General features: G+C 66.6%; 18 protein-coding genes. 13 read left to right on the top strand and 5 right to left on the bottom strand.

What is annotated here, in order from left to right:
* Positions 1 to 154: 154 nt before the first annotated feature.
* A complete protein-coding gene (locus ACZ6DL_RS32140) occupies positions 155 to 361 on the bottom strand; it encodes a DUF397 domain-containing protein (protein ID WP_466056741.1) in 207 nt (68 codons plus the stop codon).
* On the bottom strand, positions 351 to 1,253 hold the full coding sequence (locus ACZ6DL_RS32135; RefSeq protein ID WP_466056739.1) for a helix-turn-helix domain-containing protein: 903 nt from the start codon (positions 1,251 to 1,253) through the stop codon (positions 351 to 353). The genes ACZ6DL_RS32140 and ACZ6DL_RS32135 overlap by 11 nt, the downstream gene beginning before the upstream one ends.
* Before the next feature lie 158 nt (positions 1,254 to 1,411).
* Between ACZ6DL_RS32135 and ACZ6DL_RS32130 the strand changes: the two genes are divergently transcribed.
* The 3 genes from ACZ6DL_RS32130 (at position 1,412) to ACZ6DL_RS32120 (ending at position 2,883) form a co-directional block, all read left to right on the top strand.
* Positions 1,412 to 1,699: a hypothetical protein gene (locus ACZ6DL_RS32130; protein WP_466056737.1), complete on the top strand. Its 288-nt coding sequence runs from the start codon at positions 1,412 to 1,414 to the stop codon at positions 1,697 to 1,699.
* A complete protein-coding gene (locus ACZ6DL_RS32125) occupies positions 1,674 to 1,964 on the top strand; it encodes a hypothetical protein (protein ID WP_466056736.1) in 291 nt (96 codons plus the stop codon). The genes ACZ6DL_RS32130 and ACZ6DL_RS32125 overlap by 26 nt, the downstream gene beginning before the upstream one ends.
* 262 nt (positions 1,965 to 2,226) lie before the next feature.
* Positions 2,227 to 2,883: a L,D-transpeptidase family protein gene (locus tag ACZ6DL_RS32120; RefSeq protein WP_466056776.1), complete on the top strand. Its 657-nt coding sequence runs from the start codon at positions 2,227 to 2,229 to the stop codon at positions 2,881 to 2,883.
* A gap of 271 nt (positions 2,884 to 3,154) precedes the next feature.
* Here the strand turns inward: ACZ6DL_RS32120 and ACZ6DL_RS32115 are convergent, their stop codons facing one another.
* Together ACZ6DL_RS32115 and ACZ6DL_RS32110 are read right to left on the bottom strand one after the other, a co-directional pair.
* A complete protein-coding gene (locus ACZ6DL_RS32115) occupies positions 3,155 to 3,838 on the bottom strand; it encodes a hypothetical protein (protein WP_466056734.1) in 684 nt (227 codons plus the stop codon).
* 284 nt (positions 3,839 to 4,122) lie between these two features.
* Positions 4,123 to 4,497, bottom strand: coding sequence for a hypothetical protein (locus ACZ6DL_RS32110; RefSeq protein ID WP_040865145.1), 375 nt, complete (start codon positions 4,495 to 4,497; stop codon positions 4,123 to 4,125).
* A gap of 149 nt (positions 4,498 to 4,646) precedes the next feature.
* Here ACZ6DL_RS32110 and ACZ6DL_RS32105 point away from each other — a divergent pair, with 149 nt between their 5' ends.
* From ACZ6DL_RS32105 to ACZ6DL_RS32075, 7 genes are all read left to right on the top strand, one after another.
* The gene (locus ACZ6DL_RS32105; RefSeq protein ID WP_357125900.1) at positions 4,647 to 5,048 is read left to right on the top strand and encodes a nuclear transport factor 2 family protein; all 402 of its coding nucleotides are present in this window, start codon (positions 4,647 to 4,649) and stop codon (positions 5,046 to 5,048) included.
* Between the two features lie 52 nt (positions 5,049 to 5,100).
* Positions 5,101 to 6,006 (top strand): Rv0361 family membrane protein, encoded by a 906-nt coding sequence (locus ACZ6DL_RS32100; RefSeq protein WP_466056732.1) that lies wholly within the window; start codon positions 5,101 to 5,103, stop codon positions 6,004 to 6,006.
* A 16-nt stretch (positions 6,007 to 6,022) separates the two neighbouring features.
* Entirely contained in the window at positions 6,023 to 7,429 is a 1,407-nt protein-coding gene (locus ACZ6DL_RS32095; protein ID WP_466056731.1) for a metallophosphoesterase, read from the top strand.
* A 110-nt stretch (positions 7,430 to 7,539) separates the two neighbouring features.
* Positions 7,540 to 8,562, top strand: a complete 1,023-nt coding sequence (locus ACZ6DL_RS32090) for an iron ABC transporter substrate-binding protein (RefSeq protein ID WP_466056729.1) — start codon at positions 7,540 to 7,542, stop codon at positions 8,560 to 8,562.
* 2 nt (positions 8,563 to 8,564) lie between these two features.
* Entirely contained in the window at positions 8,565 to 10,118 is a 1,554-nt protein-coding gene (locus ACZ6DL_RS32085; RefSeq protein ID WP_466056728.1) for an ABC transporter permease, read from the top strand.
* On the top strand, positions 10,115 to 11,167 hold the full coding sequence (locus ACZ6DL_RS32080; protein ID WP_466056726.1) for an ABC transporter ATP-binding protein: 1,053 nt from the start codon (positions 10,115 to 10,117) through the stop codon (positions 11,165 to 11,167). Before ACZ6DL_RS32085 ends, ACZ6DL_RS32080 begins: the two co-directional genes overlap by 4 nt.
* Positions 11,168 to 11,817: 650 nt before the next feature.
* Positions 11,818 to 12,645, top strand: coding sequence for a hypothetical protein (locus ACZ6DL_RS32075; protein ID WP_466056725.1), 828 nt, complete (start codon positions 11,818 to 11,820; stop codon positions 12,643 to 12,645).
* A 506-nt stretch (positions 12,646 to 13,151) separates the two neighbouring features.
* Here the strand turns inward: ACZ6DL_RS32075 and ACZ6DL_RS32070 are convergent.
* Positions 13,152 to 13,907, bottom strand: a complete 756-nt coding sequence (locus tag ACZ6DL_RS32070) for a GntR family transcriptional regulator (RefSeq protein ID WP_466056723.1) — start codon at positions 13,905 to 13,907, stop codon at positions 13,152 to 13,154.
* Between the two features lie 485 nt (positions 13,908 to 14,392).
* Here ACZ6DL_RS32070 and ACZ6DL_RS32065 point away from each other — a divergent pair, with 485 nt between their 5' ends.
* The 3 genes from ACZ6DL_RS32065 to ACZ6DL_RS32055 all read left to right on the top strand — a co-directional run bounded on the left by ACZ6DL_RS32065 (position 14,393) and on the right by ACZ6DL_RS32055 (position 16,916).
* Positions 14,393 to 14,755 carry a hypothetical protein gene (locus tag ACZ6DL_RS32065; RefSeq protein WP_466056721.1) on the top strand — a complete coding sequence of 121 codons (363 nt, stop codon included), beginning with the start codon at positions 14,393 to 14,395 and terminating at the stop codon, positions 14,753 to 14,755.
* Positions 14,755 to 15,180 (top strand): hypothetical protein, encoded by a 426-nt coding sequence (locus tag ACZ6DL_RS32060; protein WP_466056719.1) that lies wholly within the window; start codon positions 14,755 to 14,757, stop codon positions 15,178 to 15,180. Before ACZ6DL_RS32065 ends, ACZ6DL_RS32060 begins: the two co-directional genes overlap by 1 nt.
* 77 nt (positions 15,181 to 15,257) lie before the next feature.
* Positions 15,258 to 16,916: a replication initiator gene (locus tag ACZ6DL_RS32055; RefSeq protein WP_466056717.1), complete on the top strand. Its 1,659-nt coding sequence runs from the start codon at positions 15,258 to 15,260 to the stop codon at positions 16,914 to 16,916.
* The last annotated feature ends 3 nt before the right edge of the window (positions 16,917 to 16,919 follow it).

The following is a 16,919-nucleotide window of genomic DNA, read 5'->3' as shown; positions in this document are numbered from 1 at the left end:
CGGTGCTGCCTTTCCGGCTGGAGTGCCCGGACCGGCCGCTGAGAATTCGGTTAACTCCACCGGCCGCGGGATACCGCCGCACTGCTCGCCGACGTCGCCACGCTGCGGGAGCTGCCGCTGGCCGAGGTACCCCTCGAGCAAGGTTGCAGTAGCTTCATGCCCGGTCGAACCCGCCACGGACCACACCGGCGGTGAAGGTGTCCCATTCGCCGGGCGTGAAGATCAGCGCCGGGCCGGTCGGGTTCTTCGAGTCACGGACGCCGACCGTGCCTCCGGCCAGGTGGGCGACCTCGACACAATCGGCTCCCCCTTGGCTATGGCTCGATTTGAACCAGCACGCTCCGGACAAGTCAGCGTTCACGGTCGAACTCCCTCGCTATCTCTCGCAACAGGTCACGGCTCGGGCGGACGTCCGGTCCCGCCTGCTGAAGCATCGCGAATGCCTCACGGAATCTGAGCACATCCGCTGGCCCTTCAAGGTACGCGGCGCCGGTGTAGTTCTCGCAATAGATGACCGGGGGCTCCGCCAGCTTGCCACGCCCGTCGCGGGCGAAGTCCAAGATGGTGAACGGCGGTAGGGCTGCCCCGAGCGGAATTCCGGCGTGGAACGGCAGTATCCGGATATCTACGTTGGCCAGAGTGCTCATGTCTGCGAGGTGCCTCGACTGGGCAGTCATGACACGGCGGTTGCCGACCACAGTTCGCAGCACGGACTCGTGGAGCACGAACGACGCTCTTGTCGGGTTACGCGATCGGGTGAGAATGTGTTGCCGCTGAGCACGAACCTGAATACGGCGTTCCAACTCCTCCTCGGTATCCTTTGTGAAGTAATGCCGATCGATAGCCCGCGTGTAGTCCGGTGTCTGTAGCAGTCCCGGTATGAGCAATGGCTGATAACTCGCCAATTCTGTCGCACTGGCTTCCAACCCGACGTACAGGTTGAACCACGCCGGGATCAAATCTCCGTAGGTATGCCACCACGACTTCGCCGGTGTCTGCTCAGCGAGCACCCTGGCGACAGCCGTGTTCTCCCCACTCAATCCATAGATCTCGCAGAGTCCTGAAACGTCACGGACTCTGACCTTTTCGGTCACTCCGCGCTCCAGGCGGCTGAGGGTCGATTTGTTCCACTCCATGAGGGACGCGGCCCGTTCCAGGGTGAAACCCGCCCCCTCCCGAGCCTCTTTCAGATACCTGCCGAGCTGTCGTCGCGGCAGTGTGCTGCCCGTTTCCTCCGCGCGGTCGTCTGCCATGCACGTCTCCCCTGCCGTTGCATTCCGAGATCTCTGTTTGTTGCGGTCCGCGCCGATCGTAGGCGGCGTTGCACAACCCGAGCTGGTGATTTGCGCGAGTTTGCCCACGTAATGTGTTGCCCCGCGCCGAGATCAGCGCCCAGCACATCCTTTGCCGCATGCCACCGGACATCCGACTCAGCAGAACTCAGGCCGATGTGCTGGCAGCGCTCGAGCCGGGCGGAATCTTGTCCGTCGACGCGCTGATGAAGACGGTGAACCTGGCCGGATGGCAGGTCCGCCGCATGTTGCCCCATCTCCAGTCGGCGGGGCTGATCATGCATGCCGGGCTGATCAGCCGTCGCGGATACCAGATCACCGCCCTCGGCAGGCGGGCGCTCGCCACCTACGGCGGGATCGACACCACGCGAGGGAGGCCAGATGTTGCGCCGCACGACATATGGTGATCACACCGTCCTCTGGCGGATCATCCGAAGGTCACGGATCGCGATCGAATCATTGATCGACCATGCCGCGACGACCCCGGCCTACCGGATGAGAATGGACGGCTCCATTGTCGATATCCCGAACGGCGACCCCGGCGTGGTCCTTTTCGGCGAGGGCGACCACCGCCCCGACCTCGCCCAAGTCCGCGAGTGGTTCCCCAGACACTTCCAGCTCTGGAATGCGGTGAAATCCGACTACTGGAACGCCGTAGCGCCCCGTCGATAGCGCGAGTGGCACACCACCGAGAGGTCTACTCGACGTTTGCCTCAGCCAGGTGCCACTCGTCGATTCGGCCGCCGGGAGGCGATGCGCCGGTTGGGGGGGACAGTTTGCGTTGCCGGGGCGCCTACTATGGCACCGCGTGAAGTTGTTGGCGCTGGTCATCGGAGGCTGCGCGATGTGGTGCGGCGGGGTGTGTCTACTCGCAGGAGGGTGAACGGTATTGGCTGACGGTGGGATTCGGCGCGGAGCGGTACTGCGCTGGACCATGGCGGGGATCTTGGCGACGGTCGCGGGGCTCGGGATCGTACTGCTGGCCGAGACCACCGGAAGTCGGCCGCCTTTCGATCCGGACGCGGTCGCGGGGACGCAAGTCGTTTGGGTGACAGCCCCGGCAGGCGCCGATCGAGGGACGTTGGAATTGTGGCAGCGGAACCGGTTTCGACGGTGGGAGCGCACGTTGGCGGCACCCGCCTGGGTGGGCTCGGCGGGGATTTCACGGGAGGCCAGAGAAGGGGCGGCGTACACGCCGGAGGGCACGTTCACGTTGACCGAAGGGTTCGGTCGATTGCCCGGCGCAGACGCGAAGCTTCCCTATCTGGCAGTGGATGAGTCCATGTGGTGGGTGTCCGATACGGAAAGCCCGCTGTACAACCAGGAATATCGGTGCGCCGAGGGCGAATGCCCGTTCGACACCGCGCTCAGCGAGAATCTCGGCCGGACCGACCCGCAATACAACTACGCGCTGGTCATCGACTACAACCGTTTTCCGGTCGTGCCGAAGCGGGGCTCGGCTTTCTTCATCCATGTGGAGGTCGGCAGGCCGACGGCAGGATGCGTCGCGGTCGGTGACGACGTCATGCGTACGCTGCTGGCCACCCTCGAGCCGTCGCAGAAGCCCGTTATCGGCATCTATGCGATCTGAATCCGTTGCCGCGACCAACTCGGTGACAATGTTCGGCTACTCGCCCAACGGAGCGACATCCGCTCGCGCCGCATGGTCACCAAGCCCAGCCAGCGCGCGCAACACGCCGACAGGTTGCGGCGCGGCTATCTTTGCGAACGTCGAATCCGCAATCGACCGACGGCGTTGGACACGTAGACGAGGCGTTTCTCGAATGCCACCGTGAGATGAGCGAAGGGCCCCGGAAGCCGGAGCCCTTCTCGAATGGTGGGTGTCGCCTGCGATCAGAGGGTCACGACAAAGGTTCGGTGGACTTGGCGGCGGACGTGAGGACGCCGGCGTTGGTGAGGTAGGTGAAGGCGGGGGCCGTCAGATCGGGCTGGAGGAAGTAGAAATGAGCCTTGGTGACGGTGCCGTTCTCGGTGGCGTCGCAGAGGGCGTGCAGGGCGGTGGGGTCGACGGTGAGGGCGGTGAGCTTGCCCGCCTCGTAGTCCATCTCCACCCACTTCGCGTGGATGGCGGCGCTCATGACGCTGCCGGTGAAGCTCTCCCGGTCGGAAGCGGCGCTCAGGCCCATCTCGAGACCGTCGTCGAGGTCGGTCGGCGTGTGCTGCCAGCGGCCGAACTCCCACCAGCGCACGAAGCTGACCGGGCCGTCGACGCCGCCGGGCAGCTTTGCCGTCGGCTCCACCGAGCGCACCCAGGCGGGCGCCGCGGCGAGCGGATCGTAGGAGGTCCCGGCGACCTCGTTGTCCTCGTCCCGCCCGAATAGCAGCGCGCGGTCGCCGGGATATCTGACCAGCGAGTACCAGTTGCCCTCGCCGTCGTCGCTGATCAGCCGGCCACCTTCCACTCCGGCCGTCTGCCCGATCTCCTGTCCGCTCGCGACCCGATCCGTGCGAGTGGCGGCGGTGATCACGTCCAAGACGGTCACGCGCGCCCACAGCACCTCGGGATGCGGCAACTGAAATCCCATGCCGGGCAACGTATCACCGGCCCCTTACGGCGACAACCGATCGGCAACCGGCCGGACAACCCGCTCGGCCGCGCGTGCCCACCCTGGCAAACAGGGGCGAACGGGGCGCTCACAGGGTCCCCTCAGGCTCGAAAAGAAGGGGCAAATTTGTAGCTACGACGGGGGCTGGTGCAGCATTCCGCACCGCGAGTTCCGCCGACGTGAACTCCGATCGCTCGGCGCGTCCGGAACGCAGCGCACGAATAACACCAGGTTCGAGAACACGCCCGTGACGGGGTCGCCGATCAGGCGGACTCCGGTTCGGAACGCTCGGTGCGCCGGGGGCGCAGCGCGTAGGCCGGGACCAGTTGGTCGCGCACGTGCAGGTCCGGGCGGCCATCGGCGAACTGGATGCTGTAGGTCACCCGCCCCATCCAGTCCCCGTCGACGGTGGGGAACCAGTGCGTCAAGGTGCCGGGGCGCTCGCCGCGCATGACGACTCCCGCGCCGTTCACGTGCCGCGGGGTGCCGGGGTCGCGGACCAGGATCGCGTCCAGCCGCACCCACACCGGGCGCGGCGGGTAGGTCAGTGTCCGGTAGTAGTGACCGGTCCTGTTCGGGTATACCAGCTCCGGTCCCGTGCCTTCGGTTCGCGGCGTTTCATCGCTTATCGAACCCATGTTCGAATGTTAGCCGGACATATGCGGCAAGCACCAGGCAACCCGGTCTCGAATCGGACGACATGACTCCGGCCACACGACTATGGCCGACACGGCCGAGACGTTCTAATATGATCGTTCTAGAACAATCACTTTAGAAGGAGTCGGACATGTCCGTGAAGAGCGAGGTCGTCAAGGGTTTCTACACCGCTACGCAGACGGGTGACGGACCGGCGATCCTGGCCCTGCTGCATCCGGAGTTCGAAGTGCGCACCGCCCCGGGCATGCCGTGCGGCGCGGGCGGCGCCTTCCACGGCCCGCTGGCGGCCATGGCGCGGATCTGGGGCGCGGTTGCCAGGGACTTCGACACCGCACCGTTCGACGAGACCTGGCAGGAAACCACGGACGGCACCGTCGTCGTGACAGGTCACTATCGCGGCGCGGCCCGCGCGACCGGCCGCGCGTACGAGGCCGAGTTCGTGCACCTGTGGCAGGTCGACGACGAAGGCCGCATCACACGACTGCACCAGTACACCGACACCGCGCGCTGGCACGCCGCATTGGCCGCCTGACGCAGCGAAACCGTTCGCCGCGAGTCCTGACCACCGCACCGCACCGCAACGCATGGCCTCGTGTCGCGGCCACCCGGTATCCACCGTTCCCGTCCTCGATACCCCTCGGTACCGAAGCCGACCGTTGCCCGTCGCCCGCCCGAACGATCCGACCCGTTTGGTTTCCGCTACCCCGGGCACGCCTTGGCGTAAAGATCCAGCCACCGGGGGTAGACCGGAGGACGAGATGGCTTATCCACCGGGCGGGCAACCGCCGGATGATCGACCGCCCCACCCGCAACAGCCCTCGCCTGGCCACCCACCCTCAGAGCCCGGCCAGGTACCACCGGGCCAGGGCCATCCACGGCCCGAGTCCGGGCAGCCACCTCCGGGCCCGGGCTATCCGCCCGCGGGGCAGTCGACCTCCGGCCCGGACTATCCGCCACCCGCCCCCGGGCAGCCACCCTCGTCCCCTGGTTATCCGCCACCCGGCTACCCGCCCTGGGGATATCCGCCGCCGCCCAAGAAGAGCCACACCGGCTTGATCGTCGGCTTGGTGGCGATAGTCGCTCTGGTGATCGCGGGCGCGGTGATCGCGGGGGTGTTCCTGACCTCGCAGGGCAGAGGTCCGCTCGCCTCGGACGAGAAGCGGATCGAACTCGCGATTCGCGACTTCTACGAGACCCTCGACACCCGCGGCTTCCGCGCGGCGGCCGAGCAGGCGTGTGCGCACGAACGCGCCGCGTTCGAGGCGATGACCGAGAGCGAGAAGAGCGAATTCGACAGCACCTCGATTTCGGTCACCATCGATAGGATCGAGGACATCGTCGTCACCGGAGACACCGCGACCGCGAAGGTCACCGGCAAGCTCACCGTCGCGGTGCCCGGCGAGCAGCCCGATACCGAATCCAGCACGACCGAGCATCTGACGAAAGAAGACGGCAAGTGGAAGGTCTGCTCCGCGGAGGGCACGCGCTGATCGCATGCACCCACGCATGAGTTGTTGCGGACCGAACCGCAGAACCGTTCTCGGGGCACTCGGCCTCGCCGCACTCCTCCCCTTCGCCGGTCGAACGAAAGCTCGGGCACTGCCGGACGCGGCCGTCGCCACCGATCTGGAAGTCGTGACGATCACCGACACCTCGGTGATCGTCACCTGGACCACGCTCGCCCCCGACCCGGCCGGCCGGCTGATCCCCGTCGACGCCGACACCCACGTACGGATCGGTCCCGCCGACTCGGCGCGAGCGCCGGTGCCGGTTTTCGCCGACGACCACCCGACGCCGTTCCACTATGCCGAGATCGGCGGCCTCGAACCGGGCCGCGCCTACCGCTTCGAAGCCTGGTCCGCGGGCCTGCGGGCCACGCCCGCCCTATCGCTCACCACGTCCGATCCCGCCGCGCCGGAAGCACGCGGCGAGTTCACCACCCTGGTTCCGCCGCCCGGCCGCAGGCTGCGCACCCTGGCGCTGGCCAACGACGTGCACTTCGGCGAGCAGGTCAGCGGGCTGATCGCCGGTGACCTGCCGCCGGGCTTCCGGCAGGGCCCTGGCCTCGCGCCCTACCCAGAGGTGATGCTGGCCGCGGTGCTGGACGACCTGCGCCGTCCCGACCGGGGAGCCGAACTGCTGCTGCTCGCGGGCGACCTGACCGCCGAAGCCTCCGAGTTCGACACCCGCACGGTGCGGGCCCGTCTCGACGGGTGGGGTGCGCTCGGCCGCGACTACCTCGCCGTGCGCGGCAATCACGACCGGCCGCACACGGGCGGCGAGTACACCGGTTGCGCCCCCGCGCCCGCTGATCACCGTGACTGCTGGGCCGATGCCTTCTCCGCGCGCCAGCAACTCGTCGAGCACGAGGTGGGCGGGCTGCGCGTGCTCGGCTTGGATACCAGCAGCCTGGACGGCGCGGGCGGGTCCATCGAGCGCACGCAATTCGATCACCTCGCCGCACGTCTGCGCGCCGATCCGGACCGGCCGACCCTGCTGTTCGGCCACCACCCGGTCACGACCGAGTCCGGACTGACCAACCTCGCCGGACCGGGTTTCGTGCTCGACGGACGCGACAGCGGCGAACTGCAAGCGCTCTACACCCGCTCCCCCGGCGTCTTCCTACAACACAGCGGCCACACCCACCGCAACCGCCGCACCAGGCCGGACGCGCCGTGCGCGGTGGAGTTCCTCGAGGTCGCCGCGGTCAAGGAGTACCCGGGCGGCTACAGCCTGCTACGCCTCTACGAGGGCGGCTACATGGTCAACTTCTACAAGACCCGCACCGAGGACGCGCGGCGCTGGAGCGCGCTCACCCGCGGCGAGTACTTCGGACTGCTTCCGGATTACACGCTCGGCACCTGCGCCGATCGCAATCACGTTGTGCCGCGCGATTTCTCGGGGCTGCGGTAGCTGGCGCGCGGGTTCGCCACATCCGGGAAACGTTTGCGCACGTCGGACGCTGTATCTTCCTTAGGTAAGGCTCAACATATGCAACGGGGAACGTGGTCGGAAGGACGAGGATGAAGCCGGTCAGATGGAAGACGATTGCCGCTGGATTGGTCCTCGCGATGACGGCGCTCGGCAGCACGGCTTGCTCGAATTCCTCCGACGACGCGAACGAGATCACCGTCTACAACGCGCAGCACGAGTCGCTCACCAAAGAATGGGCCGACGCGTTCACCAAGCAGACCGGCATCAAGGTGACGTTGCGCCAGGGCGGTGACACGGCGCTGGGCAACCAACTGGTCGCCGAGGGCGCGGCCTCGCCCGCCGACGTCTTCCTCACCGAGAACTCCCCCGCCATGGCGCTGGTGGAGAACGCGGGCCTGTTCGCCGACGTGAACGCCGAGACGCTGGCGCAGGTGCCCGCGCAGTTCCGGCCGTCCACCGGCAAGTGGACCGGCGTTGCCGCGCGCTCGACGGTTTTCGTCTACGACAAGAACAAGGTCCAGTCAGGCCAATTGCCTGCCTCGCTGCTCGACCTGGCGCAACCGCAGTGGAAGGGGCGCTGGGGCGCGGGCGTATCCGGCGCCGACTTCCAGGCCATCGTCGCCGCCCTGCTCGCGCTGAAGGGCGAGGACGCCACCCGCGCCTGGCTGAAGGGCATGAAGGAGAACGCGACGCCGTTCCCGAACAACGTCGCCACCATGAAGGCGGTCAACTCCGGCAGCCCGGACGGCGGCGTCATCTACCACTACTACTGGTACCGCGACCAGGCGAATACGAAGGAGAGCAGCGCCGACACCGCCCTGCACTACTTCAAGAACCAGGACCCGGGCGCCTTCGTCAGCGTCTCCGGCGGCGGCGTGCTGAAGGCGAGCAAGAAGCAGGAGGCGGCGCAGAAGTTCCTGGCGTTCATCGTCGGCAAGGCGGGGCAAGAAGTGTTGCGTGACGGCACATCGCTGGAATACCCGGTCGCCAGTGGCGTGGCCGCGAACCCGGCGCTGCCGCCGCTGGAAGACTTGCAGGCTCCGGCGATCGACCCGTCGAAGCTCGATTCGAAGAAGGTCACGCAGCTGATGACCGAAGCCGGTCTGCTGTAGCCGTGGCACTCCGGAACGTCGTCGCCGCGCCCCGGGTGGGCAGACCGGGGCCGGTGGTCACGGGCGTCGCGCTGCTGCTGGTGGCGGCGACGTTCGTGCCGCTCGGGTACATCGTTTCGACCGTTTTCTCCACCGGTGTCGATCAGGCGGCGGAACTGGTGTTCCGGCCCAGAGTCGGTGAACTGCTGGGCAATACGGCCGCGCTGGTGGCGTGCACCGTGCCGATCTGCGTGGCGCTCGGCGTCGGGCTTGCCTGGGTGGTGGAACGCACCGACGTGCCGGGGAGGTCGTGGTGGGGGCCGGTTTTCGCGGCTCCGCTGGCGGTGCCCGCCTTCGTCAACAGCTACGCCTGGGTCAGCGCCTTCCCGACCATGCACGGTCTTCGGGCAGGCGTGGTGATCTCCACGATGTCCTATTTCCCGCTGGTCTATCTGCCCGCCGCCGCCACGCTGCGCCGCCTGGATCCGGCGGTGGAGGAGTCGGCGCGGGCGCTGGGCTCGGGACCGGTCGCGGTGTTCGCGCGGATCGTGCTACCGCAGTTGCGCTTGGCCGTCCTCGGCGGCGGGCTGCTCATCGGGCTGCATCTGCTCGCCGAGTACGGCGCCTTCGTGATGGTCCGGTTCGACACGTTCACCACGGCCATCTTCGAGCAGTACCAGTCCAGCTTCGCCGGTCCGGCGGGCAGCATGCTGGCCGGTGTGCTCGTGCTGTGCTGTCTGGCGCTGCTCGGGGCCGAGGCGGGACTGCGCGGCCGGGCGCGCTACGCGCGGATCGGCAGCGGGGCTCCGCGCGCCGCGACCCGGATCCGGTTGGGCGCGGGCACGTTACCGGTTCTGGCCGCGCTCGTCGCGGTGACGGCGGCCGCGCTGGGCGTGCCGCTGTGGACCATCGGGCGCTGGCTGCGCATCGGCGGAGCGGCGGTATGGGATGTCACCGACATCGGCAACGCGCTCGGGCAGACGGTCGGCCTCGCGGCCGTCGCCGCGCTGCTCACCACCCTGTGCGCGTTCCCGGTGGCGTGGATCGCGGTGCGTTCCACCTCGGCGTTCGCGCGGCTGGTCGAGGGCGCCAACTACGTCACCAGCTCGTTGCCCGGCATCGTGATCGCGCTGGCCATGGTGACCGTGACGATCCGGTGGGCGCCCGCGCTCTACCAGACGGCGGGCATGGTGATCGCCGCCTATCTCCTGCTGTTCCTGCCTCGTGCCCTGGTCAGCGTGCGGGCCGGGCTCGCCCAGGTGCCGGTCGGCTTGGAGGAGGCGTCCCGTTCGCTGGGTAAATCGGCGCCGGCGACGTTCTTCCTGGTCACGCTGCGTCTGGCGGCGCCGGCCGCGGCCGCCGCCGCCGCACTGGTGTTCGTCGCGGTGGCGACCGAGCTGACCGCGACCCTCTTGCTGGCGCCCAACGGAACTCGCACGCTGGCGATGCGGTTCTGGGGCCTGTCCGGCGAATTGGATTACGCCGCCGCCGCTCCGTACGCCCTGATCATGATCGCCGCCGCCGTGCCCGTGACGTACTTGCTGTTCACCAACTCGCAGAAGGCGGCCGGGATATGAGTCGCGTTGTCGTCACCGATGTGTCGAAGACCTTCGGTCACACCCGGGTTCTCGGTGGCATCACCCTGGACGTGCCGAACCGCACCGCCACCGCCGTGGTCGGGTCGTCCGGATGCGGCAAGACCACGCTGCTGCGCGTCATCGCCGGATTCGAGTCGCCGGACGCCGGTTCGGTGTCGATCGGCACGGAAACCGTTGTCGGCGAACGCGTCTCGGTGCCGCCACAGCGTCGCAACATCGGTTACGTCGCCCAGGACGGGGCGCTGTTCCCGCATCTGACCGTCGGCCAGAACATCGCCTACGGCCTGCCCGGCTCGGCCCGCCGCAACCACCGGCGGGTGTGCGAACTGCTGGAGATGGTGTCGCTGCACGCGTCCTACGCCGACCGGCGGCCGCATCAGCTCTCCGGCGGCCAGCAGCAGCGCGTGGCCCTGGCCCGCGCACTGGCGCGCAAGCCGTCGGTGATGCTGCTGGACGAGCCGTTCAGCGCCCTGGACGCGGGTTTGCGCGCCACGACCAGGCAGGCCGTGGCCGACACGCTGCGCGAGGCGGGCATGACCAGCATCCTGGTGACCCACGACCAGGAGGAGGCACTGAGTTTCGCCGAACAGGTCGCGGTGATGCGGGAGGGGCGCTTCACCCAGGTCGGGACACCGGAGGAGGTCTACGCCACGCCGAAGGACCTGTTCACCGCCCGGTTCCTCGGCGATTGCGTGCTGCTGGAGGCGGTGGTCGAGGGCGATGCGGCCAAGTGCGCACTGGGCCGGATTCCGGTGCAGCGCAACGCCACGAGCGGACCGGCCACCGTCATGCTGCGACCGGAACAGCTCGTGGCCGATATCGCTTCGGAGAACGAGGCGGACAGCGGCCGGATCAGCGCCGTCGACTTCCGCGGCGCCGACGTCATCCTGACCATCGACCTGGACGGCGCGAGCACTCCCATCCGGGTACGCCGCGCCAGCGTCGCCGCCCCGGTCACCGGGCAGCGGGTGCGCCTCGACGTGGTCGGCACGGCCGTGGCGTACACCGAACCGAACGACGCCGTCTGACGCGGCACGCTGCGCGGGAACCCGGGCATACCGGGTAGAGGCGTGCCTCGAAATGCTCGGCTCGGCGATGACGTGCACCGAGCCGAGCGCCGAGGACACTTGGAGCGAGCGGCGGGAATCGAACCCGCGTTAACGGCTTTGCAGTTCGATGGTCGGCATCGTTGCAGGTCACGGCATCGTTGGCTGAGGTTGGCACTGTGAGACGACCTGGGGAAACAGCGGTTTGGAGCGTTGGCGCGGTTGGCTGAGGTTGGGCGAACTGCGGACTGAATGCGGACGACGATATCGGCGGTGGACGTTGTTCCCCCGTCGCCTTCGCGTGCCCGGGCGACTTCCCTTCCCCTGCTTCCTCATACTGGCCGCTCTGAGCTGAAGGAGGGCTAGTCAAGGGTGCCGAAGGCATCGCGCAGCGACGCGCAGCGCCCTTTACTCGCCCGGACTGAAGTCAGATAATTCGGCCATGAGGAGGCAGGGGTTTCGCAACCAGCCAGTCTCCACCCACGGATGTCCGCAGTCAGATTCGTTCAGCAGTGGCAAGACATCTCCGCAGGCGAAAGCAACTGTCAGAAAGTAGATGCTCCGGTCGGTGACGGCCGATACTGTCGACTGTTGACCCTAGTACATGTGATGGTGAGACGAGGAGTGGAACCTTGGGGGACAGCGCCGAGCTGTTAGACAAAGTTGCAAAGTGGGTGCGACAGCAGGGCTACCCATTGGAGTTGCGTACCGCTAGGGAACTGGAATCGAAGAAGATCTCAGCGACAATTGGCTGGTACTACACCGACCCTGACTCTGGTCAGGAAAGGGAGAGCGATGTACTAGCTCTGGCCACCCGTTGGGCTACGTCGGATGACTGCGTTGCAATCAGTCTTGCAATCGAATGCAAGTCGGCGCGGGACAAGCCGTGGGTCTTGGTTGCCCCTAACTCCGACGGGCTACGCTGGGCATCCTCACCGTGGTATCGCCTCCGTGCGCCGCAAACGAGCTGGTTGTCAGGCATAGAGCAGGTTGCAGACGGCAATCTTCCGACGCCTCTGCTCGACATGGATAGGTCGTGCGGATACACGTTGGTACGAGCGTTTGCTGGGGGAAATGAGGATGTCGCGTTCAGTGCGATGATGTCGGTAGCCAAGGCTGCGAGAAGTGTTCACGCAGAGCATGAGCATGATCAGGAAACAGGGAACTTCTTCGCGCCGTCATACGCCGTGGTGGTGCCGGTGCTGCTAGTTGATGCTCCGCTTTTTCGGTGTGATCTGAACAGCGATAGAGACGTGCGTCTGACGCCGATCGACCAGGGCACCGTTATTTTCAAGCACCGAGTTGTAGGCCCCAGTACAGCTCCGTTGGCCATCAAGGTTGTAACATCTGAAGCATTTCCATCGCTGGTTGATGACGTGAATGTGACCGCCGATAGCTTGAGCGCTGTCATTAGAGACCTCGGAGGCTCCGTTGAGGGAGGAGTCGAGACGCCGGATTGACTGCGTACTGCCGGATCCTTTCAGCAACTCGTCGGTGCCGGACTGGCGAATGCCGATCACGTAGTGACGCCGTAGGCGCTCTTGATGACCGCCGGTGTCGTGATAGCCCTCGGATCAGTCAGACCGCCACGGCCGGTGAGGAACTGGTGACCGGCGGGGCCCCGCTCGGCTGACTGCGGTGACCTGCTCGTGAACGTGTCCGGAGCTCCACGGGACCACAGCCGGTGGACCGGGCAGAGTGCCGGCCGATTCGTTGAGGGCTGCGGGAGGTAAGTCGGGTACGGCTCTCGTCGTGCCCAGCACTGCGAGGATGCTCGAAAAGTGGCCAGAGAGGCTCACTGCGCCCCGGCGGCCGAGTGTCGCCGACGCGCCCGCCGCTCCGGTGGCCGAGGAGCCTGCGACGAGGACGCCGCGGTGCGGCCTGGCGCGGCGGCGGCGCGAAGCGCCGCCGGGGCGCTCTTGATCCTATATAGCCAAATTCAGCAACAACTCGCACAACGCAGGATTCAGGCGTCCGTCGTGATCGGGTACTCATTCACGATGACAGTGCGTTCAGCGGGCCAGATCGACTCGGCCACTTCGAGAACGGTCTCATCTTCGGACTTCGCGCAGTGTACGACGTGGACCACCGGCGAACCGGCGGCGAGGTCGAGAACCTCAAGTTCATCGGCAGTAGCGAGTCGGGCGATTAGCCGATCCTGAGCCTTTGCGTAGCGTTTGCCTGACAAGTCCTCGATGCAGAGGAATAGAGCTTTCGGCACGACGGTAGGAGTCTCTAAGTAGGTCCCGGCTGCGAAGTCCATCGGGATGTAGCTAGCACCAATCTCCTCGGGCCGACCGGTCTCCTTGTCGTACAGGTGCCTACGGCGAGTCACGACATGCGTGGTGCCTTCGGGGAAGAGGTCCGCGACGTGTGACGGGACGGGCTCGACACCAGCGAATACGATCTCGTGACGTAGATGCGGAGTAAGCAACTTCTGATCCGCACGCGCTCGGCCGTAGTGCCTCCAGCCTGGACGCTGTAGCCGGTCAGTCTCCTTGACAAAGGAGCCGATGCCGTGTCGCGACACGATCAGCCCTTCGGAACGAAGAACACCTAACGCCTGTCGGACTGTCGGCAGGCTGACATGGAACCGCTCCGCAAGCTCCGACTCGGTCGGTAGCCGTTGCCCTGGGCTCAGCGCTCCGGCTTCGATGTCGTGACGAATCGACTCTGCGATGCGCCGGTACTTCGGAGCAAACGCGCTGGTGCTGCTGTCCACGTGAGTTCCTGTCTGTGCGGTATCCGTGGTTCCGGATTCTAGTCTTAAAGAAGACTTGACCTCCATCGGGCCGGATGCCGTACTGGAACAGTCTTAATGAAGACGTTAAGACATACCGAAGGACAAAAAACTCCCCGGCGGCTGCAACCACCGGGGAGTGAAGACCAAAGCGGCTGCAACCGCTTCAGCTGATTTCCAGACTTCAGAGAGAGGTCCGAAGCCATGACCATGGTACTCCGTCGTTCTGTCGACCAGGAGCTTCGTCCGCCGCGTTTGAACTTCGCGGGTTTCTGCGTGTACTGCCTGGAGCGGGGTTGTGACCGGCCGCGGTGCATCGCGAAGCACGCTCGGTTGGTCTGGCAGGTGTGCCCGGATTGCGGGGGCACGGAGTGGGTGCGCGGGCACATCGACCCGGATACGGCGACCGAGCGGTGCTTCTGCATCGGTGGCGTGTGCGAGGTTGCTCCTGCTGAGGCGGTGGCGTGATGAGCGAGGAGTTCGCGCGGCTGCTGCTGTTGGGTGTGGAGGCGTTGCCGGTGCAGGAGCGCTGGTTGCTGGGTTGGCTGTTGTCGCGGCCAAACCGGATGTCGATCGCGTTCGAGGAGACGGCGGGCCTGGGGCCGCTGGGTTCGCGGGCGTTCCGGGAGATGGTTGCGCGGTGGCGGGAGTGCGAGCTGCTGACTCTGGCCTACAGCGAGGAGCACGACGCGACGCTGTGGCAGGCCACCGACTTGGCGGAGCTGCTGTTGGGCCTGGACCCGGTGGAGTGGGTGCTGATGACCACCGACACGAGCAACCTGCCGCCGGTTGACCTGGACAACGTCGTGGAGCTCGGGATGGTGGCGTGATGGGTGAGCAGACGCGCGGGAACGTGATCGCGCTGCGTGGCCGGTCGGCTGAGCCGTTGCGTCCGCCTCGGTTGACGTTCGCCCGTCGCTGCATCTGGTGCGGCGAGCTGGATTGCCAGCACCCGGATTGCGTGGCGCTGCATGAGGTTTCGGAGTGGGCGGTTTGCCGTCACTGCGACGGCACCGGGTTGGCGTTCTCCGGGCCGCAGGGCTGCACGTGCGCGTTCGGCCTGGTCCACGTCGCTCCGGCGGTGCATCGGGTGCTGGGTGTCACCGGCAAGGGCGAGGTTGTGACCGAGCAGGGGCATTGGTCGAACTACAACGACCGCACCTACTACGAGTACACGCATCCGCCTGTGGCCTCCAAGCGTGTCACGCCAGTCGCTGCCCTCGACGCGGGAACGGGTGAGGCGGTGGCCCTGTGACCACAACCCAGCCCATAGGCACGGCTCCGGTCGGTGCTGTCGCGCCGAATCGTCAGACTGCCGCTGAGCGCCGGGCGATGCCGGACCTTCGGGATATCGCCGAAGCTGTCGCCGAACAGCACGGCGTGTGCGCTCGGGTGGTGCCGATGCGTGCGTTCGACACCAACACCGGCCATGTTTCCTACGTCGGTGCGCCGTGCAAGGCCACCGTGGAATCGACCTGCCCGGCGTGCGCGAAGGCGAACAAGTATGTGCGGGTGACCCAGCTGCGGGAGGGCTGGTGCGCCGAACACGAACCGGTGCAACCGGAACCGGTGGTCACCGAAGCACAAGCCGAAGTGCTGGCCACGCGTGCCGATCAGTTCAGCCGGTATCACGATGCCCGCCGCGACGGTGATGACGAACTGGCCGACGCGATCAAGGATTTGGTGGCCGACCTCGATGCCGAGCTTCGTGAACTCGGTGTGCGTGATCGTCTTCCGCCGTTGGATGCCAAGCCGCGTCGTAAGGCCAAGTCGACTCGTCGCCGTGACGATCTGCCGGACCTGCCTCGCAAGAAGGTCGCGCGCACCACGGTCGGCACCGCCTACGCGGGCGGCAAGTATCGGCCCTCGACGTTCCACACGTTGACGGTGGATTCCTACGGCGGGATCAACCGTGTCCGGGATGAGGAAACCGGGGAAATGGTGTCGGACGGTTCCCCGCGTGATCCGGAGTCCTACGACTACGCGCGTGCGGCCCGCGACATCATGCACGTGAAAGCGCTGTTCGACCGGTGGGTGCAGAACCTGCGTCGGGCGGTGGGCTGGAACGTGCAGTACTGGGGGTCGGTCGAACCGCAGAAGCGCGGGGCCCCGCACATCCATCTGGCGATCCGGGGTTCGATCCCGACCAAGCTGCTGTATCAGGTGACCGCGGCGACCTACGTCAACATCTGGTGGCCGCACTTCGACCGCGAGGTCTACACCGGCGACAACATGCCGGTGTGGGATCACGCGGCCGGCACTTTCACCGACCCGAAGACCGGGCGGGCGCTGACCTACTGGGATGACGCCCTCGCCATCATCGATTCCGTCGACGACATCGAACCCGCGCACACGCTGCGGTTCGGGGGCCAGTCCAAGCCGATTCAGATCCTCGCGGGCACACCGGAAATGGATCGCAAGGTCGGCTACCTCACGAAGTACCTCACCAAGTCCGTCGCCGAAGTGCTGGAGTCCGACAGCCCCCGCGTGAACCGTCACTACGACCGGTTGCACGCCGAGTTGCAGCGCACCCCGTGCTCACCGACGTGTGCGGTGTGGCTGCGCTACGGCATCGTCCCCAAGGGCGCCAGCGAGAAGACCCAGCCCGGCCACTGCCGGGGCCGCAACCATCGCCGTGACCTGCTCGGCGTCCCCGGCAAGCGCTGCGTGACCTCCACCAAGTGGAGCGGCAAGACCATCCCCGACCACAAGGCCGAACGCCTGGAGTTCGTCCGCAACGAACTCGCCGCGATCGGCATCATCCCGCCCGACACCTCGCACCTGCGCATCACCCCGGTCCGTCCGGGCGACCAGGACGCGCCTCCGCGCTCGCATCTGGTCATGGCGCTGGTTTCGGCGCGGATCAGTCAGCGCGCGCAATACACGATGGCTCGCCTCGCAACGACCGGAGGGCCACCAGGCGACGGCATCGCTTCGGGCACAGCAGTTGCAGCACAGCAGGATTCGTTCAGCAGCCAAGTGGCGGCATAGGGA

Source organism: Nocardia sp. NPDC041819, from assembly GCF_055590505.1.
This window is presented reverse-complemented; position numbering and strand designations above follow the sequence as displayed.

Coding starts and splice junctions, on each gene's coding strand:
- ACZ6DL_RS32135 (WP_466056739.1), bottom strand. CDS start 1,253: ATGGCAGACGACCGCGCGGAGGAAACGGGCAGCACACTGCCGCGACGA.
- ACZ6DL_RS32130 (WP_466056737.1), top strand. CDS start 1,412: ATGCCACCGGACATCCGACTCAGCAGAACTCAGGCCGATGTGCTGGCA.
- ACZ6DL_RS32125 (WP_466056736.1), top strand. CDS start 1,674: ATGTTGCGCCGCACGACATATGGTGATCACACCGTCCTCTGGCGGATC.
- ACZ6DL_RS32120 (WP_466056776.1), top strand. CDS start 2,227: ATGGCGGGGATCTTGGCGACGGTCGCGGGGCTCGGGATCGTACTGCTG.
- ACZ6DL_RS32115 (WP_466056734.1), bottom strand. CDS start 3,838: ATGGGATTTCAGTTGCCGCATCCCGAGGTGCTGTGGGCGCGCGTGACC.
- ACZ6DL_RS32110 (WP_040865145.1), bottom strand. CDS start 4,497: ATGGGTTCGATAAGCGATGAAACGCCGCGAACCGAAGGCACGGGACCG.
- ACZ6DL_RS32105 (WP_357125900.1), top strand. CDS start 4,647: ATGTCCGTGAAGAGCGAGGTCGTCAAGGGTTTCTACACCGCTACGCAG.
- ACZ6DL_RS32100 (WP_466056732.1), top strand. CDS start 5,101: ATGGCCTCGTGTCGCGGCCACCCGGTATCCACCGTTCCCGTCCTCGAT.
- ACZ6DL_RS32095 (WP_466056731.1), top strand. CDS start 6,023: ATGAGTTGTTGCGGACCGAACCGCAGAACCGTTCTCGGGGCACTCGGC.
- ACZ6DL_RS32090 (WP_466056729.1), top strand. CDS start 7,540: ATGAAGCCGGTCAGATGGAAGACGATTGCCGCTGGATTGGTCCTCGCG.
- ACZ6DL_RS32080 (WP_466056726.1), top strand. CDS start 10,115: ATGAGTCGCGTTGTCGTCACCGATGTGTCGAAGACCTTCGGTCACACC.
- ACZ6DL_RS32065 (WP_466056721.1), top strand. CDS start 14,393: ATGAGCGAGGAGTTCGCGCGGCTGCTGCTGTTGGGTGTGGAGGCGTTG.
- ACZ6DL_RS32060 (WP_466056719.1), top strand. CDS start 14,755: ATGGGTGAGCAGACGCGCGGGAACGTGATCGCGCTGCGTGGCCGGTCG.
- ACZ6DL_RS32055 (WP_466056717.1), top strand. CDS start 15,258: ATGCCGGACCTTCGGGATATCGCCGAAGCTGTCGCCGAACAGCACGGC.